General features: G+C 72.3%; 18 protein-coding genes. 10 read left to right on the top strand and 8 right to left on the bottom strand.

What is annotated here, in order from left to right; genetic code table 11:
- From infB to IE212_RS31940, 6 genes are all read left to right on the top strand, one after another.
- On the top strand, positions 1–2,614 hold a 2,614-nt coding region (gene infB, locus IE212_RS31965; protein ID WP_190201477.1), incomplete at its 5' end, for a translation initiation factor IF-2.
- Between the two features lie 255 nt (positions 2,615–2,869).
- Entirely contained in the window at positions 2,870–3,163 is a 294-nt protein-coding gene (locus IE212_RS31960) for a DUF503 domain-containing protein (protein ID WP_003993359.1), read from the top strand.
- A gap of 44 nt (positions 3,164–3,207) precedes the next feature.
- A complete protein-coding gene (rbfA, locus tag IE212_RS31955) occupies positions 3,208–3,660 on the top strand; it encodes a 30S ribosome-binding factor RbfA (RefSeq protein WP_190201476.1) in 453 nt (150 codons plus the stop codon).
- Complete coding sequence (gene truB / locus IE212_RS31950; protein ID WP_190201475.1) at positions 3,657–4,562, top strand: tRNA pseudouridine(55) synthase TruB; 906 nt, start codon at positions 3,657–3,659, stop codon at positions 4,560–4,562. Before rbfA ends, truB begins: the two co-directional genes overlap by 4 nt.
- Positions 4,563–4,825: 263 nt before the next feature.
- Entirely contained in the window at positions 4,826–8,602 is a 3,777-nt protein-coding gene (locus IE212_RS31945) for a S1 family peptidase (protein ID WP_190201474.1), read from the top strand.
- Between the two features lie 171 nt (positions 8,603–8,773).
- Positions 8,774–9,727: a bifunctional riboflavin kinase/FAD synthetase gene (locus IE212_RS31940; protein ID WP_190201473.1), complete on the top strand. Its 954-nt coding sequence runs from the start codon at positions 8,774–8,776 to the stop codon at positions 9,725–9,727.
- Positions 9,728–9,810: 83 nt separating this feature from the next.
- Here IE212_RS31940 and IE212_RS31935 read toward each other — a convergent pair whose 3' ends face one another.
- The 8 genes from IE212_RS31935 to eccE all read right to left on the bottom strand — a co-directional run bounded on the left by IE212_RS31935 (position 9,811) and on the right by eccE (position 21,449).
- Entirely contained in the window at positions 9,811–10,833 is a 1,023-nt protein-coding gene (locus tag IE212_RS31935) for an ABC transporter ATP-binding protein (RefSeq protein WP_229864666.1), read from the bottom strand.
- A gap of 2 nt (positions 10,834–10,835) precedes the next feature.
- Complete coding sequence (locus IE212_RS31930; protein ID WP_190201472.1) at positions 10,836–11,855, bottom strand: ABC transporter ATP-binding protein; 1,020 nt, start codon at positions 11,853–11,855, stop codon at positions 10,836–10,838.
- Positions 11,852–12,766 (bottom strand): ABC transporter permease, encoded by a 915-nt coding sequence (locus IE212_RS31925; protein WP_190201471.1) that lies wholly within the window; start codon positions 12,764–12,766, stop codon positions 11,852–11,854. Before IE212_RS31925 ends, IE212_RS31930 begins: the two co-directional genes overlap by 4 nt.
- Positions 12,763–13,812: an ABC transporter permease gene (locus tag IE212_RS31920; RefSeq protein ID WP_190201470.1), complete on the bottom strand. Its 1,050-nt coding sequence runs from the start codon at positions 13,810–13,812 to the stop codon at positions 12,763–12,765. The genes IE212_RS31925 and IE212_RS31920 overlap by 4 nt, the downstream gene beginning before the upstream one ends.
- A gap of 19 nt (positions 13,813–13,831) precedes the next feature.
- Positions 13,832–15,685 (bottom strand): ABC transporter substrate-binding protein, encoded by a 1,854-nt coding sequence (locus tag IE212_RS31915; protein ID WP_190201469.1) that lies wholly within the window; start codon positions 15,683–15,685, stop codon positions 13,832–13,834.
- A 334-nt stretch (positions 15,686–16,019) separates the two neighbouring features.
- On the bottom strand, positions 16,020–19,043 hold the full coding sequence (locus tag IE212_RS35485) for an SCO5717 family growth-regulating ATPase (protein WP_268250808.1): 3,024 nt from the start codon (positions 19,041–19,043) through the stop codon (positions 16,020–16,022).
- A gap of 241 nt (positions 19,044–19,284) precedes the next feature.
- The gene (locus tag IE212_RS31905) at positions 19,285–20,130 is read right to left on the bottom strand and encodes a hypothetical protein (RefSeq protein WP_190201468.1); all 846 of its coding nucleotides are present in this window, start codon (positions 20,128–20,130) and stop codon (positions 19,285–19,287) included.
- Positions 20,130–21,449 carry a type VII secretion protein EccE gene (gene eccE, locus IE212_RS31900; RefSeq protein ID WP_190201467.1) on the bottom strand — a complete coding sequence of 440 codons (1,320 nt, stop codon included), beginning with the start codon at positions 21,447–21,449 and terminating at the stop codon, positions 20,130–20,132. Before eccE ends, IE212_RS31905 begins: the two co-directional genes overlap by 1 nt.
- A 571-nt stretch (positions 21,450–22,020) precedes the next feature.
- Between eccE and eccB the strand changes: the two genes are divergently transcribed.
- The 4 genes from eccB (at position 22,021) to mycP (ending at position 26,059) form a co-directional block, all read left to right on the top strand.
- Positions 22,021–23,616, top strand: a complete 1,596-nt coding sequence (eccB, locus tag IE212_RS31895; RefSeq protein WP_229864665.1) for a type VII secretion protein EccB — start codon at positions 22,021–22,023, stop codon at positions 23,614–23,616.
- Positions 23,617–23,834: 218 nt separating this feature from the next.
- Entirely contained in the window at positions 23,835–24,146 is a 312-nt protein-coding gene (locus tag IE212_RS31890; protein WP_190201466.1) for a WXG100 family type VII secretion target, read from the top strand.
- Positions 24,147–24,226: 80 nt separating this feature from the next.
- On the top strand, positions 24,227–24,511 hold the full coding sequence (locus tag IE212_RS31885) for a WXG100 family type VII secretion target (protein WP_190201465.1): 285 nt from the start codon (positions 24,227–24,229) through the stop codon (positions 24,509–24,511).
- Positions 24,512–24,805: 294 nt separating this feature from the next.
- Positions 24,806–26,059 carry a type VII secretion-associated serine protease mycosin gene (gene mycP, locus IE212_RS31880; protein WP_229864664.1) on the top strand — a complete coding sequence of 418 codons (1,254 nt, stop codon included), beginning with the start codon at positions 24,806–24,808 and terminating at the stop codon, positions 26,057–26,059.
- Positions 26,060–26,085 lie beyond the last annotated feature (26 nt).

Here is a 26,085-nt window from a genome sequence, read left to right as displayed (position 1 = left end):
CCCGGCCGCGCCGAAGCCCGGCGCGCGCCCCGGCGCTCCCAAGCCCGGCGGCCGCCCCTCCGGCGGTCCGGGCCAGGACCGCGGCGGCCAGGGCCAGCGCCCTGGTGGTCAGGGTCCGCGTCCCGGTGCCCCGGCGCAGCGTCAGGGTGGTCGTCCGGCCGGTCCGCGTCCGGGTAACAACCCCTTCACCTCGGGTGGCTCCACCGGTATGGCGCGCCCGCAGGCGCCCCGTCCGCAGGGCGGCCGTCCCGGCCCCGGCGGTCCCGGCGGCGGTCCCCGTCCCCAGGCGCCCGGCGCCCAGGGTGGCGGTCCGCGTCCGCAGGCTCCGGGCGGCAATCGTCCGACCCCGGGTTCGATGCCGCGTCCGCAGGGCGGCGGCCCGCGTCCCGGCGGCGGTCCCGCCGGTCCCCGTCCGAACCCCGGCATGATGCCGCAGCGTCCCGCTGCCGGCCCGCGCCCCGGCCCCGGTGGCGGCGGTCGTGGTCCGGGTGGCGCGGGTCGTCCCGGCGGTGGCGGTCGTCCCGGTGGCGGCGGCTTCGCCGGCCGTCCCGGAGGCGGCGGTGGCGCCGGTCGTCCCGGTGGCGGCGGCGGTTTCGCCGGTCGTCCCGGTGGTGGCGGCGGCTTCGGTGGCGGCGGTGGCCGTCCCGGCTTCGGTGGCCGTCCCGGCGGTCCCGGTGGCCGTGGAGGCACGCAGGGTGCGTTCGGCCGTCCCGGCGGTCCGGCGCGTCGTGGCCGCAAGTCGAAGCGGCAGCGCCGTCAGGAGTACGAGGCCATGCAGGCCCCGTCGGTCGGCGGTGTGATGCTGCCTCGCGGCAACGGCGAGACCGTTCGCCTGTCGCGCGGTGCGTCGCTCACCGACTTCGCGGAGAAGATCAACGCCAACCCGGCGTCGCTCGTCGCGGTCATGATGAACCTCGGCGAGATGGTCACGGCCACGCAGTCCGTCTCCGACGAGACGCTGCAGCTCCTCGCCGACGAGATGAACTACACGGTTCAGATCGTCAGCCCGGAGGAGGAGGACCGCGAGCTCCTCGAGTCCTTCGACATCGAGTTCGGCGAGGACGAGGGCGACGAGGAGGACCTGATGGTCCGCCCGCCGGTCGTCACCGTCATGGGTCACGTCGACCACGGTAAGACCCGGCTCCTCGACGCCATCCGCAAGACGAACGTCATCGCGGGCGAGGCCGGCGGCATCACCCAGCACATCGGTGCCTACCAGGTCGCGACCGAGGTCAACGACGAAGAGCGCAAGATCACCTTCATCGACACCCCGGGTCACGAGGCGTTCACCGCCATGCGTGCCCGTGGTGCGAGGTCGACCGACATCGCGATCCTGGTCGTCGCGGCCAACGACGGCGTCATGCCGCAGACGGTCGAGGCGCTCAACCACGCCAAGGCGGCCGACGTCCCGATCGTCGTCGCGGTCAACAAGATCGACGTCGAGGGCGCGGACCCGACCAAGGTGCGCGGTCAGCTGACCGAGTACGGCCTGGTGGCCGAGGAGTACGGCGGCGACACGATGTTCGTCGACATCTCCGCCAAGCAGGGTCTGCACATCGACTCCCTGCTGGAGGCCGTGGTCCTCACCGCCGACGCCTCGCTCGACCTGCGGGCCAACCCGAACCAGGACGCGCAGGGCATCGCGATCGAGTCCCGTCTCGACCGCGGCCGCGGTGCCGTGTCGACGGTCCTCGTCCAGCGCGGCACGCTGCGGGTCGGCGACACCATGGTGGTCGGCGACGCGTACGGCCGAGTCCGGGCGATGCACGACGACAACGGCAACAGCGTCGCCGAGGCCGGTCCCTCGACGCCGGTGCAGGTCCTGGGCCTCACCAACGTCCCGGGTGCGGGCGACAACTTCCTCGTCGTCGACGAGGACCGCACGGCCCGCCAGATCGCGGAGAAGCGCGCCGCCCGTGAGCGGAACGCCGCGTTCGCCAAGCGCACGCGCCGCGTGTCGCTGGAGGACCTGGACAAGGTGCTCAAGGCCGGCGAGGTCCAGCAGCTGAACCTGATCATCAAGGGTGACGCTTCCGGTTCCGTCGAGGCCCTCGAGTCCTCGCTGCTCCAGCTGGACGTCGGCGAAGAGGTCGACATTCGCGTCCTGCACCGCGGCGTCGGTGCGGTCACGGAGTCCGACATCGACCTGGCCATGGGCTCCGACGCCATCGTCATCGGCTTCAACGTCCGGGCAGCCGGCCGTGCGCAGCAGATGGCGGAGCGCGAGGGCGTGGACGTCCGCTACTACTCGGTCATCTACCAGGCGATCGAGGAGATCGAGGCGGCCCTCAAGGGCATGCTCAAGCCGGAGTTCGAGGAGGTCGAGCTCGGTACGGCGGAGATCCGCGAGGTCTTCAAGTCGTCCAAGCTGGGCAACATCGCGGGTGTTCTCATCCGCTCCGGCGAGGTCAGGCGGAACACCAAGGCCCGCCTGCTGCGCGACGGCAAGGTCGTCGCGGAGAACCTCAACATCGAGGGCCTGCGTCGCTTCAAGGACGACGTCACCGAGATCCGCGAAGGGTTCGAGGGCGGTATCAACCTCGGCAACTTCAACGACATCAAGGTCGACGACGTCATCGCGACGTACGAGATGCGCGAGAAGCCGCGGGTGTAACACCCACGGTTCCCCAGTCGGCCGACGCGGCACACACCGCGTCGGCCGACTGGCCGTCGGCATCCTCCGATGGCCTTGCTGCACGCCTGGGCGGAGCCCCAAGGGGCCGGGCCTCCTGGCCGACCGCGTCGGGCGGGTGGGCGGGCAAAAACCCCGTCGAGCCACCGGCAAGGTTCGCGGTAACGTTCCTGATGTCCCTGGCGACCACACCGCAGGGCCATCGATCCCGTACCGGCGGGTCATCCGGATACACACATGTACGTGGGGACTCTGTCCTTCGACCTGCTCCTCGGCGACGTACGGTCGCTGAAGGAGAAGCGCTCCGTCGTCCGCCCCATCGTCGCCGAGCTCCAGCGCAAGTACGCGGTCAGCGCGGCCGAGGTGGACCACATGGACCTCCATCGCAGAGCACTCATCGGCCTCGCGTTGGTGTCCGGCGATGCGGGGCACCTGAGCGAGGTGCTCGACCGGTGCGAACGGCTCGTCGCCGGCCGCCCCGAGGTGGAGTTGCTGTCCGTCAGGCGGCGCTTCCACGGCGAAGACGACTGACGAACCGAGAACGACCCAGACAGGAAAGAACGGGAGACGGACCAGTGGCCGACAACGCGCGGGCTAAAAGGCTGGCGGACCTCATCCGAGAGGTGGTGGCCCAGAAGCTGCAGCGCGGGATCAAGGACCCGCGGCTCGGCTCGCACGTCACCATCACGGACACCCGGGTCACGGGTGACCTCAGGGAGGCGACCGTCTTCTACACCGTCTACGGGGACGACGAGGAGCGGCAGGCCGCCGCCGCGGGGCTGGAGAGCGCCAAGGGCATCCTGCGCTCCGAGGTCGGCCGCGCCGCCGGTGTGAAGTTCACGCCGACCCTGACCTTCGTCATGGACGCCCTTCCCGACACGGCCCGCAACATCGAGGACCTCCTCGACAAGGCGCGCCAGTCCGACGCCAAGGTGCGCGAGGCGTCCGCGGGCGCGAAGTACGCCGGCGAGGCCGACCCGTACCGGAAGCCGGACGAGGACGACGAGACGGACGACACCGCCGAATGACCCAGAAGCACACCACGCCCGACGGCCTCGTCATCGTCGACAAGCCGTCGGGCTTCACTTCGCACGACGTCGTCGCCAAGATGCGCGGCATCGCCAGAACACGACGCGTCGGGCACGCCGGCACCCTCGACCCGATGGCGACGGGTGTCCTCGTCCTCGGCGTCGAGAAGGCCACCAAGCTCCTCGGTCACCTCGCGCTGACCGAGAAGGAGTACCTGGGCACCATCCGGCTCGGGCAGAACACCCTCACGGACGACGCCGAGGGGGAGATCACCTCCTCGACAGACGCCTCCAAGGTCACCCGCCACGCCATCGACGCCGGCATCGCCAAGCTGACCGGCGACATCATGCAGGTGCCGTCCAAGGTCAGCGCCATCAAGATCAACGGCGTGCGGTCCTACAAACGGGCCAGGGACGGCGAGGAGTTCGACATCCCGGCCCGGCCCGTCACGGTGTCCTCCTTCGGCGTGTACGACGTCCGGGACGCCGTCGCCGACGACGGCACGGCCGTGCTCGACCTGGTGGTCTCGGTCGTCTGCTCCTCGGGCACGTACATCCGGGCCCTGGCCCGTGACCTGGGCGCCGACCTGGGAGTCGGCGGTCATCTCACCGCCCTGCGCCGTACCCGCGTCGGACCGTACAAGCTGGACGCGGCCCGCACCCTCGACCAGCTCCAGCAGGAGCTGACCGTGATGCCGATCGCCGAGGCAGCCGCGGCGGCCTTCCCGCGCTGGGACATCGACGCCCGGCGGGCCAGGCTGCTCGGCAACGGCGTACGGCTGGAGATGCCCGACGAGTACGCGGGCTCCGGCCCCGTCGCCGTCTTCGGCCCGGAGGGCCGTTTCCTGGCGCTCGTCGAGGAACAGCGGGGCAAGGCCAAGAGCCTGGCCGTCTTCGGCTGACGGGCGCACCGGAGAACCGGCATGTCCGCCCGTGGAGCGGCGGCCACGGGATACCCCCGCTGCCGCCGCTCCACGGTCCCCCCTCGGTTCCCCCACCCCTAGGGTGTATCCAGCCGCCCCGTCCGGTTCACCCGTCCGCGCGGGCGCTCGGAGTGAACCGGGGGAGCGGAAGGGGGCGCTTTCGCGAAGCGATCTGTCCCGCTGATCATCTCGCCCCTACCGTCGCACCCGAGGGCACAGGTGTACGGCGGGGAGGCACGACGATGACGTCGCGGAACCGGTCCGGGGAGACGGACGGCAGCGCGGGAGGCCCCCAGGACCGCCCCGGAACAGCGGATCGGGCAGCGGCGCCCGCGGAGCACGCGGGCTGGTTCCCCGGCGAGGCGCTCGTCCGCGTCCACGACCTCGCCGGCCGCCCCCGCGGCACCGGCTTCCTCGCCGACCACCACGGCACCCTCGTCACCAGCCATGAGGCCGTCGACGGCCTGTCCCGGCTCGTGCTGTACGGAGCCGGAGGCCGCCGCCGGGTGGTGACCGCGGAGGCGGTCACCCCGCTGCCCGCGCTCGACCTGGCCCTCGTACGGACCGAGGGGCTCGGTGTGCCGCCGCTGCCCGTCACCGCGCGGGACGGCCATGCGACCGGCGCCTATGTGCGGATCGCCGCCGACGGCTGGCGCGAGGCCCGCGTGCTGGGACCGACCCCCGTGACCTACACGGCCACGGGCCGGTGCCACCGCCTCGACGGCGCACTGGAGCTGGCGGTCGGCACGGCGGGGCAGGACGCGCTGCGGCGAGGCGGCGCAGCGGCCGGCGGCCCCGTGCTCGACACGGAGACCGGTGCCGTGATCGGTGTCCTCGGCACCGCGCTCAGCTCCGAACACCGCGACGTCGGCTTCGCCGTGCTGCTGCCTCCCCCGGCGCCCGCGGCGGCGGGCGCGCTCGCCGAACTGCTCGCCGAGAACGCGGCGACCGTCCCCGCGTACGGTGCCGACCTCAACCTGGCCGGGGTGCTGGAGCTGACCGCCCCCTCGGTGGCGCAGGCCGGCCCACCCGACCAGACCGGAGGGCCGGAGCCGGTCGAACGAGCGGCCGTGGCCGCCGAGTTCGACGCGTTCTCGGCAGGCCGGGCGGCCGTCCTCGGCCTGGTCGGGGCGCCCGGCAGCGGCCGTACGACGGAACTCGCGGCGCTCGCCGCGCGCCGAGGCCGGAGCGGGCGTCCCACGCTGTGGCTGCGCGGCGCCGACCTGCGGGACGGCGATGCGTCGATCGCGGACGCGGTCCGCCGGGCGCTGGACCGGGCCGCCGCTGCCGTGGCCGCGTCCCGTGCCCCGTTCCTCCCGGCCGGGCCGGGCGACACCACACCCGAGCGGCTCGCCCACTTCGCCGCTGCCCTCGGCCGGCCGCTGCTGGTCCTCCTCGACGGCCCCGAGGAGATGCCGCCCGCTCTGGCCGCCCGGCCGGCCGACTGGACCGACGGGACCGTGCGGTGGCTGCGGGAAACGGGAGCCCGGCTCGTCGTGGCGTGCCGGGCGGAGTACTGGGAGGGCGCCGGATTCCCGGCGGAGGTGCTGCACCGGCCCGCCGGTGTGGAAGGCCGTCCCGCGTGCGTACGGCTCGGCGACCTCACCGAGGAAGAGGCCAGGGAGGTCCGGCTGCGGCATGGCCTCCCGGACAGCGCCCTCGTCGGCCCGGAGGCCCGGCACCCGCTCACCCTCCGGTTGCTCGCCGAGATCCTTTCCGCCTTCACCGACGCCACCGACGTCTCCGGGGCCCGGGAGCTCGCCGCCTCTGCCCATGGCCCCGGCACCCCGGGGTTCGCCGCCGCACCCGAAGGTCCCGGCGCCGCGGGATGCGCCGCCCACTTCGACGGCCTCGGCACCTTGGGAATGGACGGCACTGTCCGGGGATCCGGTGCTCCGGGAAGTGTCGCATCCCCCAACGGCCTCGGCTTGTCGGAGCTCGACGCCGCTCCCGAGGGCTGCGTCGCCCCGCGGTTTCCCGCTCCTGTCGAGGGTTTCGGCGTCGACGCCCAGCGAATCGCCGCCCTTCCCCACGGTTCCGACGGCCCCGCCGCGAGCGTCGGCCGGAACGAGGTCTTCGCGGCCTACCTGGATCTGGTGGCCCTGCGCATCGCCCAGCGGCTGGCCGACCGGAACGGCCTGGGCGGCACCGCCGTACGCCGGCTGGCCGCCAAGGTGGCCGGGCAGGTGCACGAGGCCGCCCGGCGCACGCTCGGTCCCGGGCCGGGGGATCTGGACCCGGAGGCGTTCGAGGCGGTGTTCCCGCGGGGACCCGCCCCGGCGCGGCTCGGCGGCGGCACCGGCTGGGCCTCGGCCGTGCTCGCCGAGGGGCTGCTCGTGCCCGCCGGACCCGGCTACCGCTTCGCCCACGAGGAACTCGCCGACTGGCTCCAGGGCATGCACCTCGACCTCGACGAGGCCCTGCACGCCCTCGTCCACGGCAGCGAGGAGCAGCCGTCCGAGTCCGTGCCGCACCACCGCATCGGGCCCGTCGTGCAGGCCCTGCTCTTCCTCGCCCGCCAGCACGGAGCCGGCCAACTGGCCTGCCGCCTGGCCGACCTGGTGCACGCCCTGGACGCCGACACCCGGTCCTGGTGGGCCGCCCGGCTGCTCACCGGGACCCTGGAGGCCGTACCCGACGCCACGCCGTACACCGAGGTGCTGCGGCTGCTCGCCGACCGGATCGTCTCCTGGCGGCGGCAGGGACGGCCCGTGCCCGAGGAGGCCGGACCCGCCTTCTGGACCGGCCTGCGGCTGGCGGAGGACACGCGCTTCACCTTCCTGCGACGGCTGGTCCACGCCGACGGTCCGCCGTGCGAGGCCGGTCCGCGGTTCCTGGACGCCGTCGCGCGACTGCTCGTCGCCGACCCCGCCACCGTGCAGCCGCTGCTCGCCCGCTGGTTCGACGACGAGCGGCCGCTGCCCGCCACCCCGCACGCGACCGTGGCCACGGCGGCGCAGGCGTTGCTGCACACCCACCGCCACCGGGCCCTGGACGATCTGACGGACGCGCTCGTCGACCGCGCGCACCGACGGGCCGACGAACTGCTCGCCGTGCTCGCCGAGGAGGAGCCGTCGGCCGTGTGCCGGGCCGTCGACCGATGGGCGCGTGACGAACGGCCGGCGCGACGGGCCGCCGCGGTGACCCACGGCCTCCGGGCCGCGCCCCACGTACACACCGGCGGCGACCGTGCCCTGCTCCGTTACGCGGCCCTCACCCTGCTCGCCGACCCCGCCGACCCCGCCCGGCACGGCGGCGCACTCGCCCTCCTCGTCCAGGACCCGCACACACGGGTCCTCTACCTCCCGCGGGCGCTGGAGCGCCTCGCGGCGGGTGACCCACAGCTCCCTCCGGACGCGCTGGCCGGTGCCCTTCTGACCCACCCCGAGCCGGTCCTCGACGCCTTCGCGGCGCGCCTGGAGCGGCCGGACCCCGAGGAGGCGCTGCGGGCGCTCGCCGACGCCACCCCGCCCGGCCTGGCCCGGCGCGTCGCCGCAACCCTGCGGCAGGCGGCCGAGCGGCGGCCGGAACTCGCCGGGCCCACGGCCGCCTATGCGGATCAGCGCCTCGACCGCGGCCCCGACGCCCGGCCGGTGCTCCTGCCGCTGGTCACGGGCCTGCTGGAGGAAGGCCCGGTACGGCTGCGCTGCGCCCTCGCCACCGTGCTCGCCCCGCCCGGCATCCCCGCGTCACGCCCGCTGCGCCGCGAACTGCGCGAGGTGCTTCTGGCCCGCGAGCGGAACACCGACGTCCTGGACGCGCTGCTGCACGCCGTCGCCCGGAACGGCGGAGACGACCTGCGTGACCTCGTCCACCGCATCGGCCTGCTCCTCGTCCGCACCCCGGAGGGCGCCGGCCGCTTCGACCGCGCCCTGACCGACCTCGGCCGGCAGGTACCCGGATTCGCCGCCCGCGTGGCAGGCTGGCTCACGGACGCGCCCGGGCAGTGGGCGGCGCTGGTCGGGCCCGGGTCCCACCGGGTCCTCGAAGAGCCGGCGGGCACACATGTCCCCGCCTGACGGCCTCCCGCGCGGGCCGGACCGGGGCCGGTGAGCGGTGCGACCTGTCACAGGCCCCATGCCGATGCCGACCGCGGATTCCCGGCATGGCACCCTTAGACCTGCGCACGAGGCAACCACGGACAACCACGGACACGGGTTCGACGAGCTTTTCGACAAGGAGCAGGCACAGTGCAGCGCTGGCGTGGCTTGGAGGACATCCCCCAGGACTGGGGGCGCAGCGTCGTCACCATCGGCTCCTACGACGGAGTGCACCGCGGGCACCAGCTGATCATCCGGCATGCCGTGGACCGCGCACGGGAGCTGGGCGTGCCCGCCGTCGTCGTCACCTTCGACCCGCACCCCAGCGAGGTCGTCCGCCCAGGCAGCCACCCGCCGCTGCTCGCCCCGCACCACCGTCGCGCCGAACTCATGGCCGACCTGGGCGTGGACGCGGTGCTCATCCTGCCCTTCACGAGCGAGTTCTCGAAGCTGTCCCCGGCCGACTTCGTCGTCAAGGTGCTCGTCGACAAGCTGCACGCCAAGGCCGTCGTCGAGGGCCCCAACTTCCGCTTCGGTCACAAGGCCGCCGGCAACGTGGAGTTCCTGGCCACGCAGGGCAAGACCTACGACTTCGAGGTCGAGGTCGTCGACCTGTACGTGAGGGGCGAGGCGGGCGGCGGGGAGCCGTTCTCCTCGACACTGACCCGGCGGCTGGTCGCCGAGGGCGACGTCGAGGGAGCGGCGGAGATCCTGGGCCGACCGCACCGGGTCGAGGGCGTGGTCGTGCGGGGCGCACAGCGAGGGCGCGAGCTGGGCTTCCCGACGGCCAACGTCGAGACGCTGCCGCACACGGCCATCCCGGCCGACGGGGTGTACGCCGGCTGGCTGCACGCCCAGGGCGAGGCGATGCCGGCGGCGATCTCCGTCGGCACGAATCCGCAGTTCGACGGGACCGAGCGCACGGTGGAGGCCTACGCCATCGACCGGGTCGGGCTCGATCTGTACGGGTTGCATGTCGCGGTCGACTTCTTGGCGTTCGTGCGGGGGCAGGCCAAGTTCGAGACGCTGGACGCCCTGTTGGAGCAGATGGGGCAGGACGTTCACAAGTGCCGGGAGCTGGTGGCGGCCGAAGAGGCTGCCTGATCCGCTTGTGGGCCGTCTGCGGGGGCGCTGTGGCTTGTCGCGCCCACGCGGCGGAGCCGCACATTGTTACAGCCCCGCGCCCCTCAGGGTGAGGGCGAAACCGCCCAGTGACAGGCCACCTGGGACGTTCCGCTGCCGTCGAGGATCGGCAGGTCCTGGTTCCGGCAGGCGTCCGCCACGCCCGCCGCTGCCGCCTCACCGCCCGCCAGGATCTGGCAGCGCGCGTGGAAACGGCAGCCGGGCGGGATGCGGGACGGGTCCGGGGGCTCGCCCGTGAGAACCACCGGGGCCCCGGGAGCCTCGGGGAGAACTGACAGAAGCGCCTGGGTATACGGATGCCGTGGTGCCGTCAGCACCTGCTCCACCGCACCCGTCTCCACGATCCGGCCCAGATACATCACGGCCACCCTGTCGGCGATGTTCCAGGCCAGGCCCAGGTCATGGGTGACGACCAGGGCGGACAGGCCGAGCTCGGCGCGCAGGCGCAGGAGCAGGGCGAGGATCTCACCGCGGACGGACGCGTCCAGGGAGGCCACCGGCTCGTCGGCGACGAGGAGTTCGGGTTCCAGGACCAGCGCGCCCGCGATGACGACCCTTTGGCGCTGACCCCCGGACAGTTCGTGCGGGTAGCGCAGGAAGAAGCGCTCCGCCGGGCGCAGTCCGGCGCGGGACAGGGCCCCGGCGACGGCCGTGCGCTCGTCGCCGCCGTGGCCGTGGATGCGCAGTCCCTCGGCGACCGCGTCGTACACCGTGTGCCGTGGGTTCAGGGAGCCACTCGGATCCTGGAGGACCAGCTGGACGCGCTTGCGGTACGCCTTGAGGGACCGGCCGGAGTACTCCAGCGGGCGGCCGCCGAAGGTGACCCGGCCGGCGGTCGGCTCGACCAGGCCGAGCAGGGAACGGGCCAGGGTCGTCTTGCCGCAGCCGGACTCGCCGACCAGCGCGACGATCTCGCCGGGACGGACGTCGAGGTCGACGCCGTCCACCGCGCGGGCCCGGGGGCCGCCGTGCCGGCCGGGAAAGGTGACGTGGAGGCCCTCGGCGCTCAGCAGAGGTGCCGTGGTGCCCTCGGGAGGCATGGGAGTCGTGGGGGTTGTGGGGGGCATGGTCATGGCGTGCTCGGCCTCGCTTCCTCCAGGGCCTCCGGCTCCTCACCGGCCGCGCGGACCTCGCCCGCCGGCGGGCCGGCCAGCACGCACGCCGCCCGCCGCTCCGGCCCTGCCTCCCGCAGCGCCGGGTCCGTCTCGGGACACGACTCCAGCGCCACGGGGCACCTCGGATGGAACGCGCAGCCGGACGGCAGCGCCGCCGGGTCGGGCGGGTCGCCCGCGAGTCCCCGCGGCGCGAACCGGGAAGCCGCATCGCCGATCCGCGGGAAAGCGGCCGACAGGGCCCTGGCGTACGGATGCCGGGCGTCCTCGTACACCCGCGCCGCCGGGCCCTCCTCGACCACTCGGCCGGCGTACATCACCGCGAGCCGGTCGCAGGTGCCGGCGAGGACCGCCAGGTCGTGACTGATCATGATCAGACCGAGGTCCTGGTCCGTGACCAACTGCTCGATGAGCCGGAGGATCTGCGCCTGGATCATCACGTCGAGCGCGGTGGTCGGCTCGTCGGCGATGATCAGTCGCGGGTCGCACGCCAGCGCCATGGCGATCATGACGCGCTGGCGTTGCCCGCCGGACAGCTCGTGCGGAAAGGCGCCGGCGCGGGCCGCAGGGAGACCCACCTGCTCCAGCAACTCCCCGGTCTTCCTCCTGGCCCCGGCCGGGGTCGCCTTCCGGTGCAGCAGGATCGGCTCGGCGATCTGGTCGCCGACGCGGTGCACGGGGTTCAGGGAGTGCATCGCGCCCTGGAAGACGACCGAGGCGCCGGCCCACCGGACCGCCCGTACCCGGCCCCACTTCATGGCCAGCACGTCCTCACCGTCGAGCAGGACCTCGCCGGTGACCTCGGTGCCCGCCGGCAGCAGCCGCAGCAGGGCCAGCGCCAGCGTGGACTTGCCGCAGCCGGACTCACCGGCCAGGCCCAGCTTCCGGCCCGCCTCCAGACGCAGGTCCACCCCACGCACGGCGGCCGCCCCGCCCGCGTACGTCACCGTCAGACCCCTGACCTCGAGCAGACTCACCGCGACACCCCCAGCCTGGGGTTGAGGACGGACTCCACGGCCCGCCCGCACAGCGTGAACGCCAGCGCCACCACGGCGATGGCGATGCCCGGCGGGACCAGGTACCACCAGTCCCCGGCACTGACCGCGCCCGCCTCCCGGGCATCCTGGAGCAGCCCGCCCCACGACACGATCGCCGGATCCCCGAGGCCGAGGAAGGCGAGCGTCGCCTCGGCCAGGATCGCGCTCGAGATGATCAGTGTCGTCTGGGCCAGCACCAGCGGCATCACGTTGGGCAGCACATGCCGGGACATGAGGTGCCAGTGGCCGCCGCCGAGCGCCTTCGCCCGCTCGATGTACGGACGGGTCTCCACCGCCAGCGTCTGCGCCCGCACCAGCCGGGCCGTGGTCGGCCAGGTGGTGACGCCGATCGCGACGACGATCGTGGTGAGCGAACGCGACATCACCGTGGCCAGGGCGATCGCCAGCACCAGCGTCGGCATGACCAGGAACCAGTCGGTGATCCGCATCATCACCGTCGCGTACCAGCCCTTGAAGTGGCCCGCCGTGATCCCGATCAGCGTGCCGATCGACACCGACAGCACAGCGGCGAGCAGCCCCACCAGCAGTGACACCCGCGAGCCCCAGACCACCAGGCCCAGCAGGTCCCGCCCGAACTGGTCGGTGCCGAGCGGGAACTCGGCGCTCGGACTCTGCATCGGCCGCCCCGGCGCGTCCGTCACGCTGCTCACGTCGGCGCCGACGAACAGCGGTGCGCACAGCGCGAGCAGCGCGCACAGCGCGAGTACGGTCAGGCCGTACAGCCCCGCCCGCTCGGCGCGGTAGCGCCGCCAGAAGCGGGCGGCGGAAGCCCGGCGCCGCTGCCGGGCGAGGGCGCGCGGGCCGGAAGCCGTCCCGGTCGTCGTCGTCATCGGGCCACCCGGGGGTCCAGTAGCGGATAGACCAGGTCGGCGAGGGTGTTCATCACGATCACCGCGGCGGCGAACACGAAGAACAGGCCCTGCACCAACGGCAGGTCGGGCACGCTCAGCGCCTGGTAGAACAGCCCGCCGAGACCCGGCCAGGAGAACACCGTCTCCACCAGGATCACGCCCGCCACCGTCCGGCCCAGGTTGATGAAGATCAGCGTCACCGTCGGCAGCATGGCGTTCGGCACGGCGTGCCGGCGGCGCACGAGATCGTCGCGCAGGCCCTTGGCCCGAGCGGTCGTCAGGTAGTCGCCGCCCATCTCGTCCAGCAGCGCCGACCGGGTGACCAGCAGCGTCTGCCCGTACTCCACGGCCACCAGCGTCACCACCGGCAGCACCAGATGGTGCGCCACATCGACGACGTACGCGAAGCCCTCCTTGCCGCCCGACTCCATGCCGCCGGTGGGGAACATCCCGGGCAGCGGGCCGATGCCCACCGACAGCACGGTGATCAGCAGCAGCCCGAGCCAGAAGGACGGGATGGAGTACAGCGTGAGCGCGAGGCCGGTGTTGAACCGGTCGCCGAGCTTGCCGTGCCGCCACGCCGAGCGCGTGCCGAGGAAGATGCCCAGCGCCGTGTAGAGGACGAAAGCGCCACCGGTGAGCAGCAGGGTGTTCGGCAGCGCCTCGGTGATCTTGTCGACGACGGGGGCGCGGAACTGGTACGACGTGCCGAAGTCGCCGGTGAGCGCCTTGCCGCAGTAGTCCGTGAACTGCCGCCACAGCGGCAGCCCGAGCCCGAACTCCTCGCGGTAGGCGGCCAGCTGTTCGGCCGACACCTGACGGCCGCCGGTCATGGTCTTCACCGGGTCGCCGGGGATCAGCCGGAAGAGGAAGAAGCTGGTGACGAGCACGGCCAGCAGCGACACGGCCGCGCCCGCCACCTTGCCCGCCAGGTACCGCGGGTAGGCGGAGCCCCTGGGTACCCGCGGCCCGGCGGCCGTCTGCCGCCCGTCCTCGACCAGTGCGGGAGTCGTCTCAGCGGTCATCGGTGCCCGCTCGCCCGCGCTACTCGCGGTCCTCGGCGGTGGCCCGCCGCCGCATCGCCGCGAAGGCACCGAGGCCGCCGAGGAGCACGGCACCCGCGACGATCGCGACCACGACCCCCGTCGAGGACGCGCTGTCCGAGGAGCCGCCCGAATCCGCCGGGACCGCCGACCACCAGCTCCAGTAGCCGTCCTGGCCGTAGATGTTCCCCGCCTTCGCCGGCATGGTCGTGATGGACTTGATCTGGTCCGTCCGGTAGGCCTCGACCGCGTTCGGATACGCCATGACGTTCATGTACCCGAGGTCGTACAGCCGCGACTCCATCCGCTTGACGATGTCCGCCCGTTTGGCGGGATCGTACTCGGCGAGCTGCCGGGCGTAGAGCTCGTCGTACTTCCTGTCGCAGATGAAGTTGTCCGTCGCCCCCGTGTCCTGCGGGGTGGCCGGGAGCGCCCCGCAGGTGTGGATCGACAGCACGAAGTCCGGGTCCGGGTTGACCGACCAGCCGTCGAACGCCAGGTCGTACTCACCGGCCAGCCAGGGGTCGGTCACATTGTCCAGGCAGTTGAGCCGGACACCGATGCCGAGCTCGCCCCACCACTCCTGGAGGTACTTGCCGACGGCCTTGTCGTTCGGGTCGGTGGCGTGGCACAGGACGCGGTAGGTGATGGGCTTGCCGTCCTTGCCGACGCGCTTGCCGTCACCGTTCTTCCGGTACCCCGCCCGGTCGAGCAGTCGTGCCGCCTTCGCCGGGTCGTACACCAGTTTCTGGTTCGCGGCCGGCTTCCAGAAGTAGTCCTGGAAACGCGGCGGGATGTAACCCTCGCCCTCGACGGCGTGCCCCTGGAACACCTTGTCGATGATGGCCTCGCGGTCGACGGCCATGAAGAGCGCGTTGCGCACCCGCCGGTCCAGCAGGGAAGGGTGGCCGTCACCGAACCTCTTGCCGTTCTTCGCCTTGGCGCCCGGGTTGGTGGCGAGGGCGTAGAAGCGGCGGCCGGGGGCGTCGTTGACCTTGATGTCGTCCGCGCCTTCCAGGGACGCGGCCTGAGCGGGCGTCAGGGACGGCGAGCCGGCGACGAAGGACACCTCGCCCTTGCGCAGCGCCGACACGGCCGCGTCCTGGTCCTTGTAGTAGCGGAAGACCAGTTCGTCGAACTTGGGTGTCCCGCGCCAGAAGTTCTTGTTGGCCTTGAGCCGCACATAGCTGTCGGCCTTGTATCCCGTCAGCACGAACGGGCCGTTGCCGACGACCGGGAAGCTCTTGTCGTTGTTGAACTCGGAGAAGTCCGTGACCTTCTCCCACACGTGTTTCGGAACGATCGGCACGTCCAGCGCCGTCATCGTGGCCTGCGGCTTCTTCAGCTCGATGACCAGCTTGGTGGGGCTCGGGGCCGTCACCCGCCGGAAGTTCCCGACGTAGCTGCCGTTCGCGGTCGCGGCGCCGTCGTCGGTCATCATCTTGTTGAACGTCCACGCCGCGTCCTCGGCGGTGGCCCGCTCGCCGTCCGACCACCTGGAGTTCGAGCGGATGGTGTACGTCCAGGTCAGCTTGTCCGGTGACGGCTCCCACCTGGTGGCCAGGCCAGGGATGGCGTGGTTGTCCTTGGGGTCGTAGCCCGTCAGGTACTCGTACATGAGCCGGTGGATGCTCGTACTGAGCAGCCGGACAGCCAGGAACGGGCTGAGCGAGTCCACGCTCTGCGCCACCGCGACGGTCAGCACCTGCTTGCCGTCATCGGCCGCCCGGGCCTGCCGGGGCGCCGGGTCGAGCGGGGTCGCGAGCCCGGCGGTGAGGGTGAGCGCGGCCGCCCCGGCCACGGCGACGAGCCGGAGGCCGCGCGGGAGCTTACGTGTCTGATCGTTCGTGCCCATGGTCGGACCTCGCGTCATCGCTGGGACGGGAAGAACGGGTTGACCGGCTGTCAGATGGATGCTGTGTGTGTATCAGCGGCCGTCTCCACCCGTCAACGGCATGTTCACCCCTTGTGGCCTGCGGAAATAACGAATTGGCGAGCTTGCCGCGCCCATTGGTCGAGTCCACTGACGCCCTCCTGGCCAGGGCCTGGCAACGGATTTCGCCCCGGAACGCGACGCGGCCCGCGCCGGGTGGGAACGGCACGGGCCGAAAAACCGGATCGGCCCCTCGAAAGGGGCCGACCGGGTGACTGTGAAAGGGACGGCCGTCCGCTCGGGCCGGCCGACGACGCTACTGCTGTGTCCAGCCGGGCGGTACGACCCCCTGCTGCGGATCCTGCGGCGGCTGCTGCTGCCAGCCCTGACCCGGCCCTGGCTGCTGCGGAGGCTGCTGCCATCCCTGACCCGGCTGGGGCGCCTCACCGGGCTGGCCGTACGGCTGCTGTGGATATGGCTGCTGAGGGTACGGCTGCTGAGGGTGGGCGTACCCCTGCTGCTGCGGATGCTGGAACTGCACGTGCGGGTTGCCGAAACCCTGCTGCGTGCGGGCGATGTCCTCGGCGATGAGGGCGGCGAGATCGAAGTAGGCCTCGCGGGTCTTGGGACGCATCATGTCGAGGTCCACCTCGGCGCCTGCCGCGAGGTGCTCGTCGAAGGGCACCACGACGACGCCGCGGCAGCGGGTCTCGAAGTGCGCGACGATGTCCTCCACCTTGATCATCTTGCCCGTCTCGCGGACACCGGAGATCACGGTGACCGACCGCTGGACCAGATCGGCGAACCCGTTCGCCGACAGCCAGTCGAGCGTCGTCGAGGCGCTGCTGGCGCCGTCCACCGAAGGGGTGGAGATGATGATCAGCTGGTCGGCGAGGTCCAGGACACCGCGCATCGCGCTGTAGAGCAGACCGGTACCCGAGTCCGTCAGGATGATCGGGTACTGCCTGCCCAGCACGTCGAGCGCGCTGCGGTAGTCCTGGTCGTTGAAGGTGGTGGAGACCGCCGGGTCCACGTCGTTGGCGATGATCTCCAGCCCGGAGGGCGCCTGCGAGGTGAAGCGGCGGATGTCCATGTAGCTGTTCAGCTGCGGGATCGCCTGAACCAGGTCGCGGATGGTGGCACCCGTCTCGCGCCGGACCCGCCGGCCGAGGGTCCCGGCGTCCGGGTTGGCGTCGATCGCAAGGATCTTGTCCTGCCGCTCGCTGGCCAGCGTGGCGCCGAGAGCCATGGTCGTCGTGGTCTTGCCGACGCCGCCCTTGAGGCTGATGACCGCGATCCGGTAGCACGACATCACCGGCGTACGGATCAGCCCCAGCTTCCGCTGCCGTTCCGCCTCCTCCTTCTTCGCGCCGAACTTGAAGCGGGACGGGCCGGAGGTGTTCTTGCGGGCCTTGGGCTGATTGCGCAGCAGCCGGTCGGACGTGAGCTCCACGGCCGCGTTGTAACCGAGCGGGGTGCCGGGCGCGGCCTGCTGCTGCGGGGCACCGGGCCCGCCGGGCTGCGGGCCGGGCGGGGCGGTCCAGCCCTGATTGCCATAGGCGGCCGGCGGGGTGGCGGACTGCTGGGGCTGCGGCTGGGGTTGGGGTTGCGACTGAGGCTGGGCCGGGGGCTGCTGGCCGGGGGCCTGCTGCTGCGGCTGGCCGGGCTGCGGGTAGCCGTAGCCCGCCTGCTGGGGCGGATATCCGTAACCGGGCTGCGGGGGGTGGGGCACCTGCTGGGGCGGATAGTCGTAACCGGGCTGACCGGGCTGACCGGGCTGAGGGGCCTGCTGTGGGTAGCCGTAACCGGCGGCCTGGGGGTGCTGCGGCTGCGGCGGCTGTCCGGGCTGCCCCGGCTGTCCGGGCTGGGAAGGCTGTTGCGGGTAGCCGTAACCGGCGGCCTGGGGGTGTGGCGGCTGGGGGGCCTGAGGAGCCTGTCGCGGGTCGACCGGTGCGGGCTGCCCGCCCTGCTGGGGCGGGTACGCGGGCGGCTGAGCCGGGTGGCCCGGCTGCTGGCCCGGGCCGAACGAGCCCTGCGGAGGAGCCTGGTGCCCGGGCTGCCCGGGCTGCGGCGGGGCGGGAGGCTGGGGGTAGCCGTACCCGCCGGCCTGCCCGGCCGCGGCCTGCTGGTCCGGCTGTCCTCCGGGCTGCGGTGCACCCTGACCGGGGTGCGCGGGCACGAACCCCTGCGGCAGCGGCGGCAGTGCCTGGTCGGACTGGGGCGGCGCGGGGGCCTGCCCGGTGGGCTGCGCCTGCGGCTGCTGCCCCTGCGCCTGCTCCTGCACCGCGGGCCCGGGGCCGGGAGCGGCGGGCCCGGGCTCCGTACCCGCCTCCGGCTCCGCTTCAGCCGTCGCCGGCGCGCCCTCGGTGTCGGTCTCGGTCTCGGTCTCGGTCTGTGCGGGGGAGTCCGCGTCGGGAACGTCCGACGCCTCGTCGCCCTCCGCACCTGACACGGACTCGACGGAGTCACCCGGCTCCGCCTCGTCGCTCGGCCCGGCCTCCGGCTCCACGTCGTCGTCATCGCCGAACAGCCGCGCCGCTTCGGCGTCGGCGGCGGCGTGGTCGACCTCGACCTCCGGCTGCTCGGGCATCGGCCGTACAGGAACCTGCTGTTCGGGGGCGTCCACGGCCGGGGCATCCGTCGCCGGGGTGGCGGACTGGGGCGTACCGCCCTGGGTCTCCTCGCCGACCGGACGCAGCACGGGGAAGCCCGGGGCGGCGGCGGGCGGCTGGGCGGGCATCCCCTGTTGGGGCGCCTGCTGACCACCCGACATGTCCTGGCCCGGCTGGGGCGCGCCGGCTCCCGGCTGCTGGGGGTAGCCGTATCCGCCGGGCGCGGGGGCGGCGCCCGGCGCGGGCTGCTGCGGAAATCCGTAGCCACCCGTCGTGGAGCCCTGCTGGGGCGCTCCGGACGAGCCCTGGGCCTGAACGGGCGACGGCGGCTGAACGGGCGGCGACGGCTGAACGGGCGGCGACGGCTGAACGGGCGGCGACGGCTGAGCGGACTGTGGGGGCTGCGCGGGCTGTACGGGCGGCTGCGGTACGCCTGGTCCGGGCTGCGCCTGCGGTGCGGGCGGCTGCGCCGGTACGGAAGGGTGCGATGCGGGGCGCTGCGCGGCGGGACCGCCCGGAGGCCCGCCGGAGGACCCCACGGGAGGGCCGGCCGGCGGTGGTGGCCCGGCTTCCTGCTGACCGTCGGCCGTGGAGCCGCTACCCGTGCTTTGGGCGTACCAGGCGGGAGGCGTGTAGACGATTTCGAACTCGCCGGTGAGATCCACCTCGTGATCGTCCCCGTCCGAGGAAGGGCTCCCGCCGTTGTACTCGGACCGATCCCTGTTCACTGCTTGCCTCCTGGTCAGCCACTGCTGCTGAGCTGGTCGTCGTCGCGCCCCCGGGCGGACCGAGTGGCGAGTCCCGCGCGATTGCGTTCGTCACCGCACCACCAGAAGCCTAATCACTCGTATGGCGGGACGGAAAAGCCCCCGTGCGTGGGGACGGAACAGCCCCCCACGCACGGGGACGGAACAGCCTCATGGTCGCGGCACGGCCTTGTTCCCGTCCCGCCCCGGAGACGACGACCCGTCAGTCCATTCGGCGAGCCGCGCCCAGCAGGCCCGTCTCCGCGTCGGTGGGTTCGGTCATGACGAACTTGTGATGCTGGCGGGTGCACCACAGGGTCACTCCGTCGTGCAGGGTCGGCAGATGCCGCAGATGCTCCTCCGGGACACCCAGGGTGTCCCGGACGACCTCGGTCTCCTGCGGCGAGACCCGCTGGATCCCGACCAGGTGGGCCTGGGCCAGCCAGCGCGGCGCGTGCTCGCTGACGAAGGGCAGCACCGTCACCACGGCCTGCCACGGCACGGACGTCACCCGACCGCGCGGGGGGCGGATGCCGCAGTCCCGGAACAGCACCACCGGACTCGAGACGGAGGGCCCTTGCGCGGGCACCCGCCCCACCGGATATACCGTCACGCACTGCTGGCCGCCGCCCGCCGCCTGGGCCAACTGCTGCCAGGCCTGGGGACGACCGGTCTCGACGCCCACGCGCGCACCCGTCGCGGCGGCCCGCAGCGCCAGCACCTGGGCCAGCCACAGACCACCCACGAGCACGACGTCGAAGGCGGTCGGACGGGACAGTCCGAGCACGGCCGGCTGCCCTTCCCCGTCGGCGCCGATCAGCACACCGTCGTCACCGATCGGCATGCTGATCGCCGCGAGCTCGTCGGCGGTGACGACGTGACGGTTCCGGCGCGGTCCGCGCAGCCCGAAACCCGGGCTGAAGATGCGGCGTTGCTGCTGCGGCGTCTCCGGCTGCCGGATGATGGGGATCATGCCGGTGTCGGTGGGCGAGGCCACGTGCGCGGGGGCGCGTCCCGGGGCGGACCGGCCCTGCTGCCCCGGGGGCATGGTCGGAGCGGGGTGGGACATCAGTACGTACCTCCGAGCGGCAGAGTGGCGAGGGCTCCGGGGACCTGCTCCCGGTCCAGACGGACGAGACCGACCTTCGCGGCACTCGCGGCCCGCTCCAACTCACGGCCCACCTGGCCGAGTTCACTGTCGCCACGCGCGGTGACGCGGATGTGCCCGGTGAGGGCGACACCCCGGTTGCCGGCCCTGCTCAAGGTCATGCTGAACGTGGTGGCGAGCACCGGCAACGAGGTGAACCGCGTGACCAGTTCGGGCAGCGCCACACCGCCGTTCCCCAACTGCGGCCAGCGGGAGACCCAGTACGTCGTGTGCCACCGGTCGTCGACCCGCCAGGTCCGCACCGACTCGACCGTACGCCGCTGCGGTGACCGCCCGTCCTGGGAGTGCTGAGCGTTGGCTCGCGGGTTCAGGCAGCTGGACGTCGCGAGCGCCTGCACCAGCTCGTTCTCGTCCAGGATGGTCGCCTTGAAACCGGCCCCGGCCAGCCGGCTCGACAGCTGGTCCGCCACCCGCAGCAGTGCCCGCTGTGCCCCGGGAACGTCGTCTCCGCGAGCCTTGACCGCCTCCGGGCACAGCTCCGGGTCGAGCTTGAGGGCGACCCAGGTGAGCCGGAGCGCGGGAGAACCGGCCTGCGCCTGAAGGGGGCCGTACGACCGCGCGGCGAGCGACTGCGGGGGCAGATGCGGTGCGGGCGCCGGCTGGGTGTGCTGCACGACCTGTGCGGAGGCGAGACGGATCCCGTCGACCTCCAGTGCGTCCTGGATCAGCCGCAGCGGCAGCTGCCGCCCGGCGGACTCCGGACGCAGCGGCTGGTCGGCCGGCTGCACGAAGAGCACGGCGGTCAGGAAGGTTCCGTCGCCGATCATGCCGATCGAGCGGTTGTCACGGGACACGAAGCCGTACGTCCGCAGGGCGGGATCGCACTCCACGGCCGGGGCCAGCATCGGGTCCGTCCCGGGCGGGACGGGCTGCTTGGCCTCGCGCCGACGGCTCCGCAGCGCGCGCGACGTCTCGTACCACTCGGGCAGCGGACGACGGCCCCGGCGCAGGACCGCCAGGAGCAGCAGCAGCGCCGCCACGACGCCGGCCGGGACCAGCAGCCAGGACACGTCCGCGGCCCAGGCGACCAGCATGACCGCCGCAGCGAGTTCCACCAGGATGAGCTGCTGCAGCCGCACCGGGCCCAGACCACCGGGCCGGGGCAGCGTACGCGGCGACGCGACGGGGGCGGCGGGAGCGGCCGGCGAGCGTCTGCCGCTCGGGCCTCCTTGTTGCTGCGGTGCGCGGCGTCCGCGCCGAGTGCTCGTAGCGCTGGTCATCCCCCGGGACATCCCTTTCGCGAAGTAGTGGCCGTTCGACGGGCGGGATCCACTGTCCGAGATCCCGGCGACGGGCCAGGGGCACCGATGGCCCACATCATTCATGCGAGTGGCTCACGGTACCCGCTGCGGAACGCGAGGCGACACAGGGGACACCGAAACCCCAGGTGGCCAGCCTGTCACGGACCGGCCACGCGTGGTGGAGCGCTGTGGTGAAGCTCTGTGAAGATGCGGGGTCGGGCGCACACCTGATGGATCGTCCTCCGGCTGCGCAAGGCATAGTAGGTGCCTGCGCTGCCGAAGCGGCCTTTCGGGCACGACGGAGCCGCGGCCCACCGAGCAGGGTCGGGCCTTTCCGGCGCGGGTGCGGACGGCCAGGTGCGCGATCGAGCAGCACGTGCCCGATCGAGCGGCACGTGCGCGATCGAGCGGCACGTGCGCGATCGAGCGGCACGTGCGCGATCGAGCAGCACGTGTGCGCTGGTGATGCGCCAGCACGATCGCGCAGCACCAGCACGATCGCGCAACACGGACACGATCGAGCAGTACGAAAACGGGAGACACGGGGACCATGGCAATGCAGCGTCGGGACGAGCTCGCCGCCTACACGTTCGCTCGCAAGCGCACCGTCGCGGCGTTCCTGGCGCCGTCGCCGGGCGGCTCCGAGGAAGGCGCGCCGCGTCCGGTCCGCACGGTGATGCCCAGCCTGGCGGTCGGCGTCGTCCTGGTGGTCGGCTTCATCGCCTGGGGTGTCATCAAGCCGGCCGCGCCCAAGGGATGGGACACACCCGGCGCGTACATCATCGTCGACAGCGACTCCACGACCCGCTACGTCGTCCTCAACGACAAGACGTCGAGCGGCAAGAAGACCCCGACCCTGCACCCCGTACTCAACTACGCCTCGGCCAAGCTCCTCCTCGACAAGGGCAAGGGCAGCGTCATCGAGGTCCCGGGCAAGGAGATCGACAAGAGCGGCATCCCGCACGGCGCGACCCTCGGCATCCCGTACGCCCCCGACCGGCTGCCCTCCAAGGCCGACGCGGAGAAGGCGAAGACGTGGGCGGTCTGCGAGCGCCCGGCGCCGGGCTCGGAAGGCGCCATCGACCGTGCCGTCTTCGTCCTCGACGCCGACGACGCCAAGTCGCTCGACAACGCGGGGAAGGTCGGCCCCAGCAAGGCCCTGTACGTCGTCGACACCAAGACCTCGCAGGAGTACCTGGTGGACGGCAAGGGCAACCGCTTCCTGCTGGGCGGCGAGTCGGGCCTCGGCACCACCGCGAGGGCGCAACTGCGCGCAGCCGTCATCGGAAGCACGGCGAAGCCGCAGCCGGTGAGCCAGGAGTGGCTGCGCACCCTCAACGACGGCGGGGCCATCAGCTTCCCGACGATCCCGTCCGCCGGCCGGAAGACCTCCGTCCAGGGGCTCCCCGCCGAGGCGAGCACCGTGGGTCAGGTGCTCCAGGCGGACGACGCGCAGGGCACGCAGCACTACGTCGTCCTCCAGGACGAGGTCGCCCTCGTCTCGCCCTTCGTCGCCGCCCTGATCGAGGCATCGCCCTCCGCCGGCTCGGCGTCCGCCGGCGACGCCGTCAAGGTCCCCACCGGAACCATCATCGAAGCCAACGGCGGCCAGCCGGACAGCTTCTACGCCGACAAGGGCTGGCCCCAGACCGTCCCGCGGCAGGCCAACCCCGCGGCCACGGCGACCGGTGAGTCCCGTACCACCTCGTGCAGCGTCTACGACGGCACCATCGGCGGGGACAGCAAGCCGCGGCTCGCCGCCTGGGCGGGAACGACGTACCCCAAGAAGGTCATCGCCGACTCCCTGAACGCCTACGTCTCGTCCGGCTCGGGGCTCCTCTTCAAGGAGGTCACCGGTGCGGCGGGTGGCGGCGGCGCGACGTACCTGCTGACGGACACGGGCCTGCGGTACTCGCTGCCGTCGAGCAACGACAGCGCGGCGAAGGGAAGCGGCAGCGGCTCGTCCTCGTCCTCGTCGGACGGGGCCGGGGGATCGCAGGGTCCGAGCGAGACGGACAAGGCGCGCACACGGCTGGGTTACGAGGACGTCTCCAACGCCGCGATCGTGCCGCAGTCCTGGGCGACCTTCATCCCGAAGGGGCCCACCCTGGACACCGGCAGCGCGGCACAGCCGCAAAGCCAGTGACCCGTCAACTGGTTGAAAGGCAGCCACACTTGGCGGCAGGCGGGCGGTCTGGATCACATGACGATCGCCCAAGTGTGTGAGCCCTGTAACTGATTGGCCTCGTCTGTGGATGTGTGACGGGCTGACGATAGAGTGTTTGCAGCGCTCAGGCGTGCGAAGCTTCTTCGGGAACCGACGCAAGGTTCCCGGATCAACGACGACATGGGGGAAGGTTCATCATGGCCGGCCAGTTCCGGGTAACAGAGGACGAACTCACCAAGCTTTCCGGTGACATCAACACCGTGAACGGTCAGCTGCAGGGCGAGATCCGCCGCCTCAACGGAGTGATCGAGCAGATCGCCGGCGGCTGGCAGGGCCAGGCGGCCAAGTCCTACCACCAGCTGCAGGAGCGCTGGAACGCGGACGCGAAGAAGATGAGCGACATCCTCAACGACATCAAGGAAGCCGTGGACTCCACGCGGAGCAACTACTCCGCGTCGGAAGAGCAGCAGAACTCCGAGATCAGCAAGATCATGTCCGACTTCGGCTGATCGAGCCACCTCACTTCGCAGTTCTTCCGCTTTACCCGATTTCCACGACTTCCTTCGATTCTTCCTGAAAGGGAACGACGATGTCGATCCTCGTCAATTACGCAACCATCACCAACGCGTCCAGCGACGTGCGCACCACCGCGGGCCGCATCAAGCAGCAGCTCGACGACCTCGAGGCCGCGGTCAAGCGTGTCGCCGCCACCTGGGAAGGCGAGGCGCAGGAGGGTTACCAGCGCAAGCAGCGTGAGTGGGACAAGACCGCTGCCGACCTGCACCAGACCCTGCTGAAGATCTCCACGGCGCTGCAGAGCGCGGCCGACAACTACCAGGCCACTGAGAAGAGCAACGCCCAGACCTGGGGCTGAGCCCGTCGGCGACCCGAGGGACATGAGATGAAGGGAATCGGCCCAGCCGACGCCATGGCGTCCGCTGGGCCGACCTCTGCTCCGGGGTCGTACACGGCTTCCGCTAGACCGCACACAGCAAGACCAGCAAGCCTTCATCCGCTTCGCTGTATCCGCCACACCACCATCACCCGGCTTCGAAGGAAGCAAGGAAGCCCTGGGGGCCTGAACATGGGGGGCCTGAACGTGGAGGGCCAGACAGCCCGTTCGCGTAGCCGCAACAGCGGAACCCGCGCACTGCAGCGGGTCCTCGGCGTGCTTGCGGCAACCGGCATCTGCTTCGCCTCGGCGCCGCCGGCACTCGCCGACCCGGCGGCGGCCACCCGCCCCGCCGACTCCGGCGCCCCTGGCTCGGACAGGCCCGGCGGCCCGGGCAGCTCGAAGTTCGGCCTTTCGGCCAGCACGGAATGCGTCTTCGGCGGCGACGTCATCAAGTCCACGCCGTGGTCCCTCCAGCGGATCCTCCTGGACCAGCTGTGGGAACAGGCGACGGGCAAGAACGTCACGGTCGCGGTGATCGACACGGGCGTCGACGACTCCAACCGCCAACTCCGCGGCGCCATGGCCTCAGGCAGCAAGTCCTACGTCGGCGGCTCCGGCACCGAGGACATAGAGGGCCACGGCACCCGGGTCGCGGGCATCATCGCCGCCCGCCCGCTCAAGGGCACCGGCTTCGTGGGCATCGCACGTGACGCCAAGATCCTCTCCCTCCGCTACTCGGGCGGGGAAGGGGAGAAGCAGGGCGACTCGGGGACGATGTCCCAGGCGATCAGCGCCGCCGTCGCCGCGGGCGCGAAGATCATCAACATCTCCTCGGACACTGCGGACAAGGAAGACGAGCCGGGACTGCGGCGGGCCGTGGCCAACGCGGTGAACGCCGGCGCCCTGATCGTGGCGGCCGCCGGCAACGACGGAGCCGACGGCAAGTCCGCCGAAACCTACCCGGCCGCCTACCCGGGCGTCCTGGCGGTGGCCGCCTCCGACCGCAACGACGAACGGGCCTTCTTCTCACAGGCAGGCGACTTCGTCGACGTCGCGGCCCCCGGCGTCGGCATGGTCTCCACCGTCCCCAAGGGCGGCCAGTGCACCGCCGACGGCACGAGCTTCGCGGCCCCGTACGTCGCCGGCGTCGCGGCCCTCCTGGCGGAGAAGCACCCGACCTGGAAAGCCGCCCAGATCGCCACCCGCATCGAGGAAACCGCCCAACGCCCGGGCCGCGGCCCCAACCGCTTCATCGGCTGGGGCGTCGTCGACCCAGTCGCGGCGCTGTCGGACGACTCGACACCGGGAACTTCCCCGAAGCCGGACCCGCCGACGACAGTGCGGTCCGGCGAGGTCGTACCCATGGCGGTGACGATGGGCGAGAGCGAGGCGGAACGCGAACGCCGCATCGCCGTGTACGTGTTGGGCACGGGGCTGGCCCTGGCGCTTGTGGCTGCGGGGAGCGGGGTGGCTTTGCGGGACTGGCGTAGCCGGCGGGCTCAGGAGTCCGGAAGGGCTTCCCGCTGATGCAGGGCAGAGCGATGACTTGGGCA

Source organism: Streptomyces djakartensis (genome assembly GCF_014651075.1).
Classification (GTDB): Bacteria; Actinomycetota; Actinomycetes; order Streptomycetales; family Streptomycetaceae; genus Streptomyces; species Streptomyces djakartensis.
The sequence above is the reverse complement of the archived record's forward strand: the minus strand, read 5'-3'. Positions and strand labels throughout refer to the sequence as shown.

Excerpts from the sequence above, each read along its gene's own strand:
- IE212_RS31960 (WP_003993359.1), top strand. The coding sequence starts at position 2,870 with ATGTACGTGGGGACTCTGTCCTTCGACCTGCTCCTCGGCGACGTACGG.
- truB (WP_190201475.1), top strand. The coding sequence starts at position 3,657 with ATGACCCAGAAGCACACCACGCCCGACGGCCTCGTCATCGTCGACAAG.
- IE212_RS31945 (WP_190201474.1), top strand. The coding sequence starts at position 4,826 with ATGACGTCGCGGAACCGGTCCGGGGAGACGGACGGCAGCGCGGGAGGC.
- IE212_RS31935 (WP_229864666.1), bottom strand. The coding sequence starts at position 10,833 with ATGCCCCCCACAACCCCCACGACTCCCATGCCTCCCGAGGGCACCACG.
- IE212_RS31925 (WP_190201471.1), bottom strand. The coding sequence starts at position 12,766 with ATGACGACGACGACCGGGACGGCTTCCGGCCCGCGCGCCCTCGCCCGG.
- IE212_RS31920 (WP_190201470.1), bottom strand. The coding sequence starts at position 13,812 with ATGACCGCTGAGACGACTCCCGCACTGGTCGAGGACGGGCGGCAGACG.
- IE212_RS31915 (WP_190201469.1), bottom strand. The coding sequence starts at position 15,685 with ATGGGCACGAACGATCAGACACGTAAGCTCCCGCGCGGCCTCCGGCTC.
- IE212_RS31905 (WP_190201468.1), bottom strand. The coding sequence starts at position 20,130 with ATGTCCCACCCCGCTCCGACCATGCCCCCGGGGCAGCAGGGCCGGTCC.
- eccE (WP_190201467.1), bottom strand. The coding sequence starts at position 21,449 with ATGACCAGCGCTACGAGCACTCGGCGCGGACGCCGCGCACCGCAGCAA.
- eccB (WP_229864665.1), top strand. The coding sequence starts at position 22,021 with ATGGCAATGCAGCGTCGGGACGAGCTCGCCGCCTACACGTTCGCTCGC.
- IE212_RS31890 (WP_190201466.1), top strand. The coding sequence starts at position 23,835 with ATGGCCGGCCAGTTCCGGGTAACAGAGGACGAACTCACCAAGCTTTCC.
- IE212_RS31885 (WP_190201465.1), top strand. The coding sequence starts at position 24,227 with ATGTCGATCCTCGTCAATTACGCAACCATCACCAACGCGTCCAGCGAC.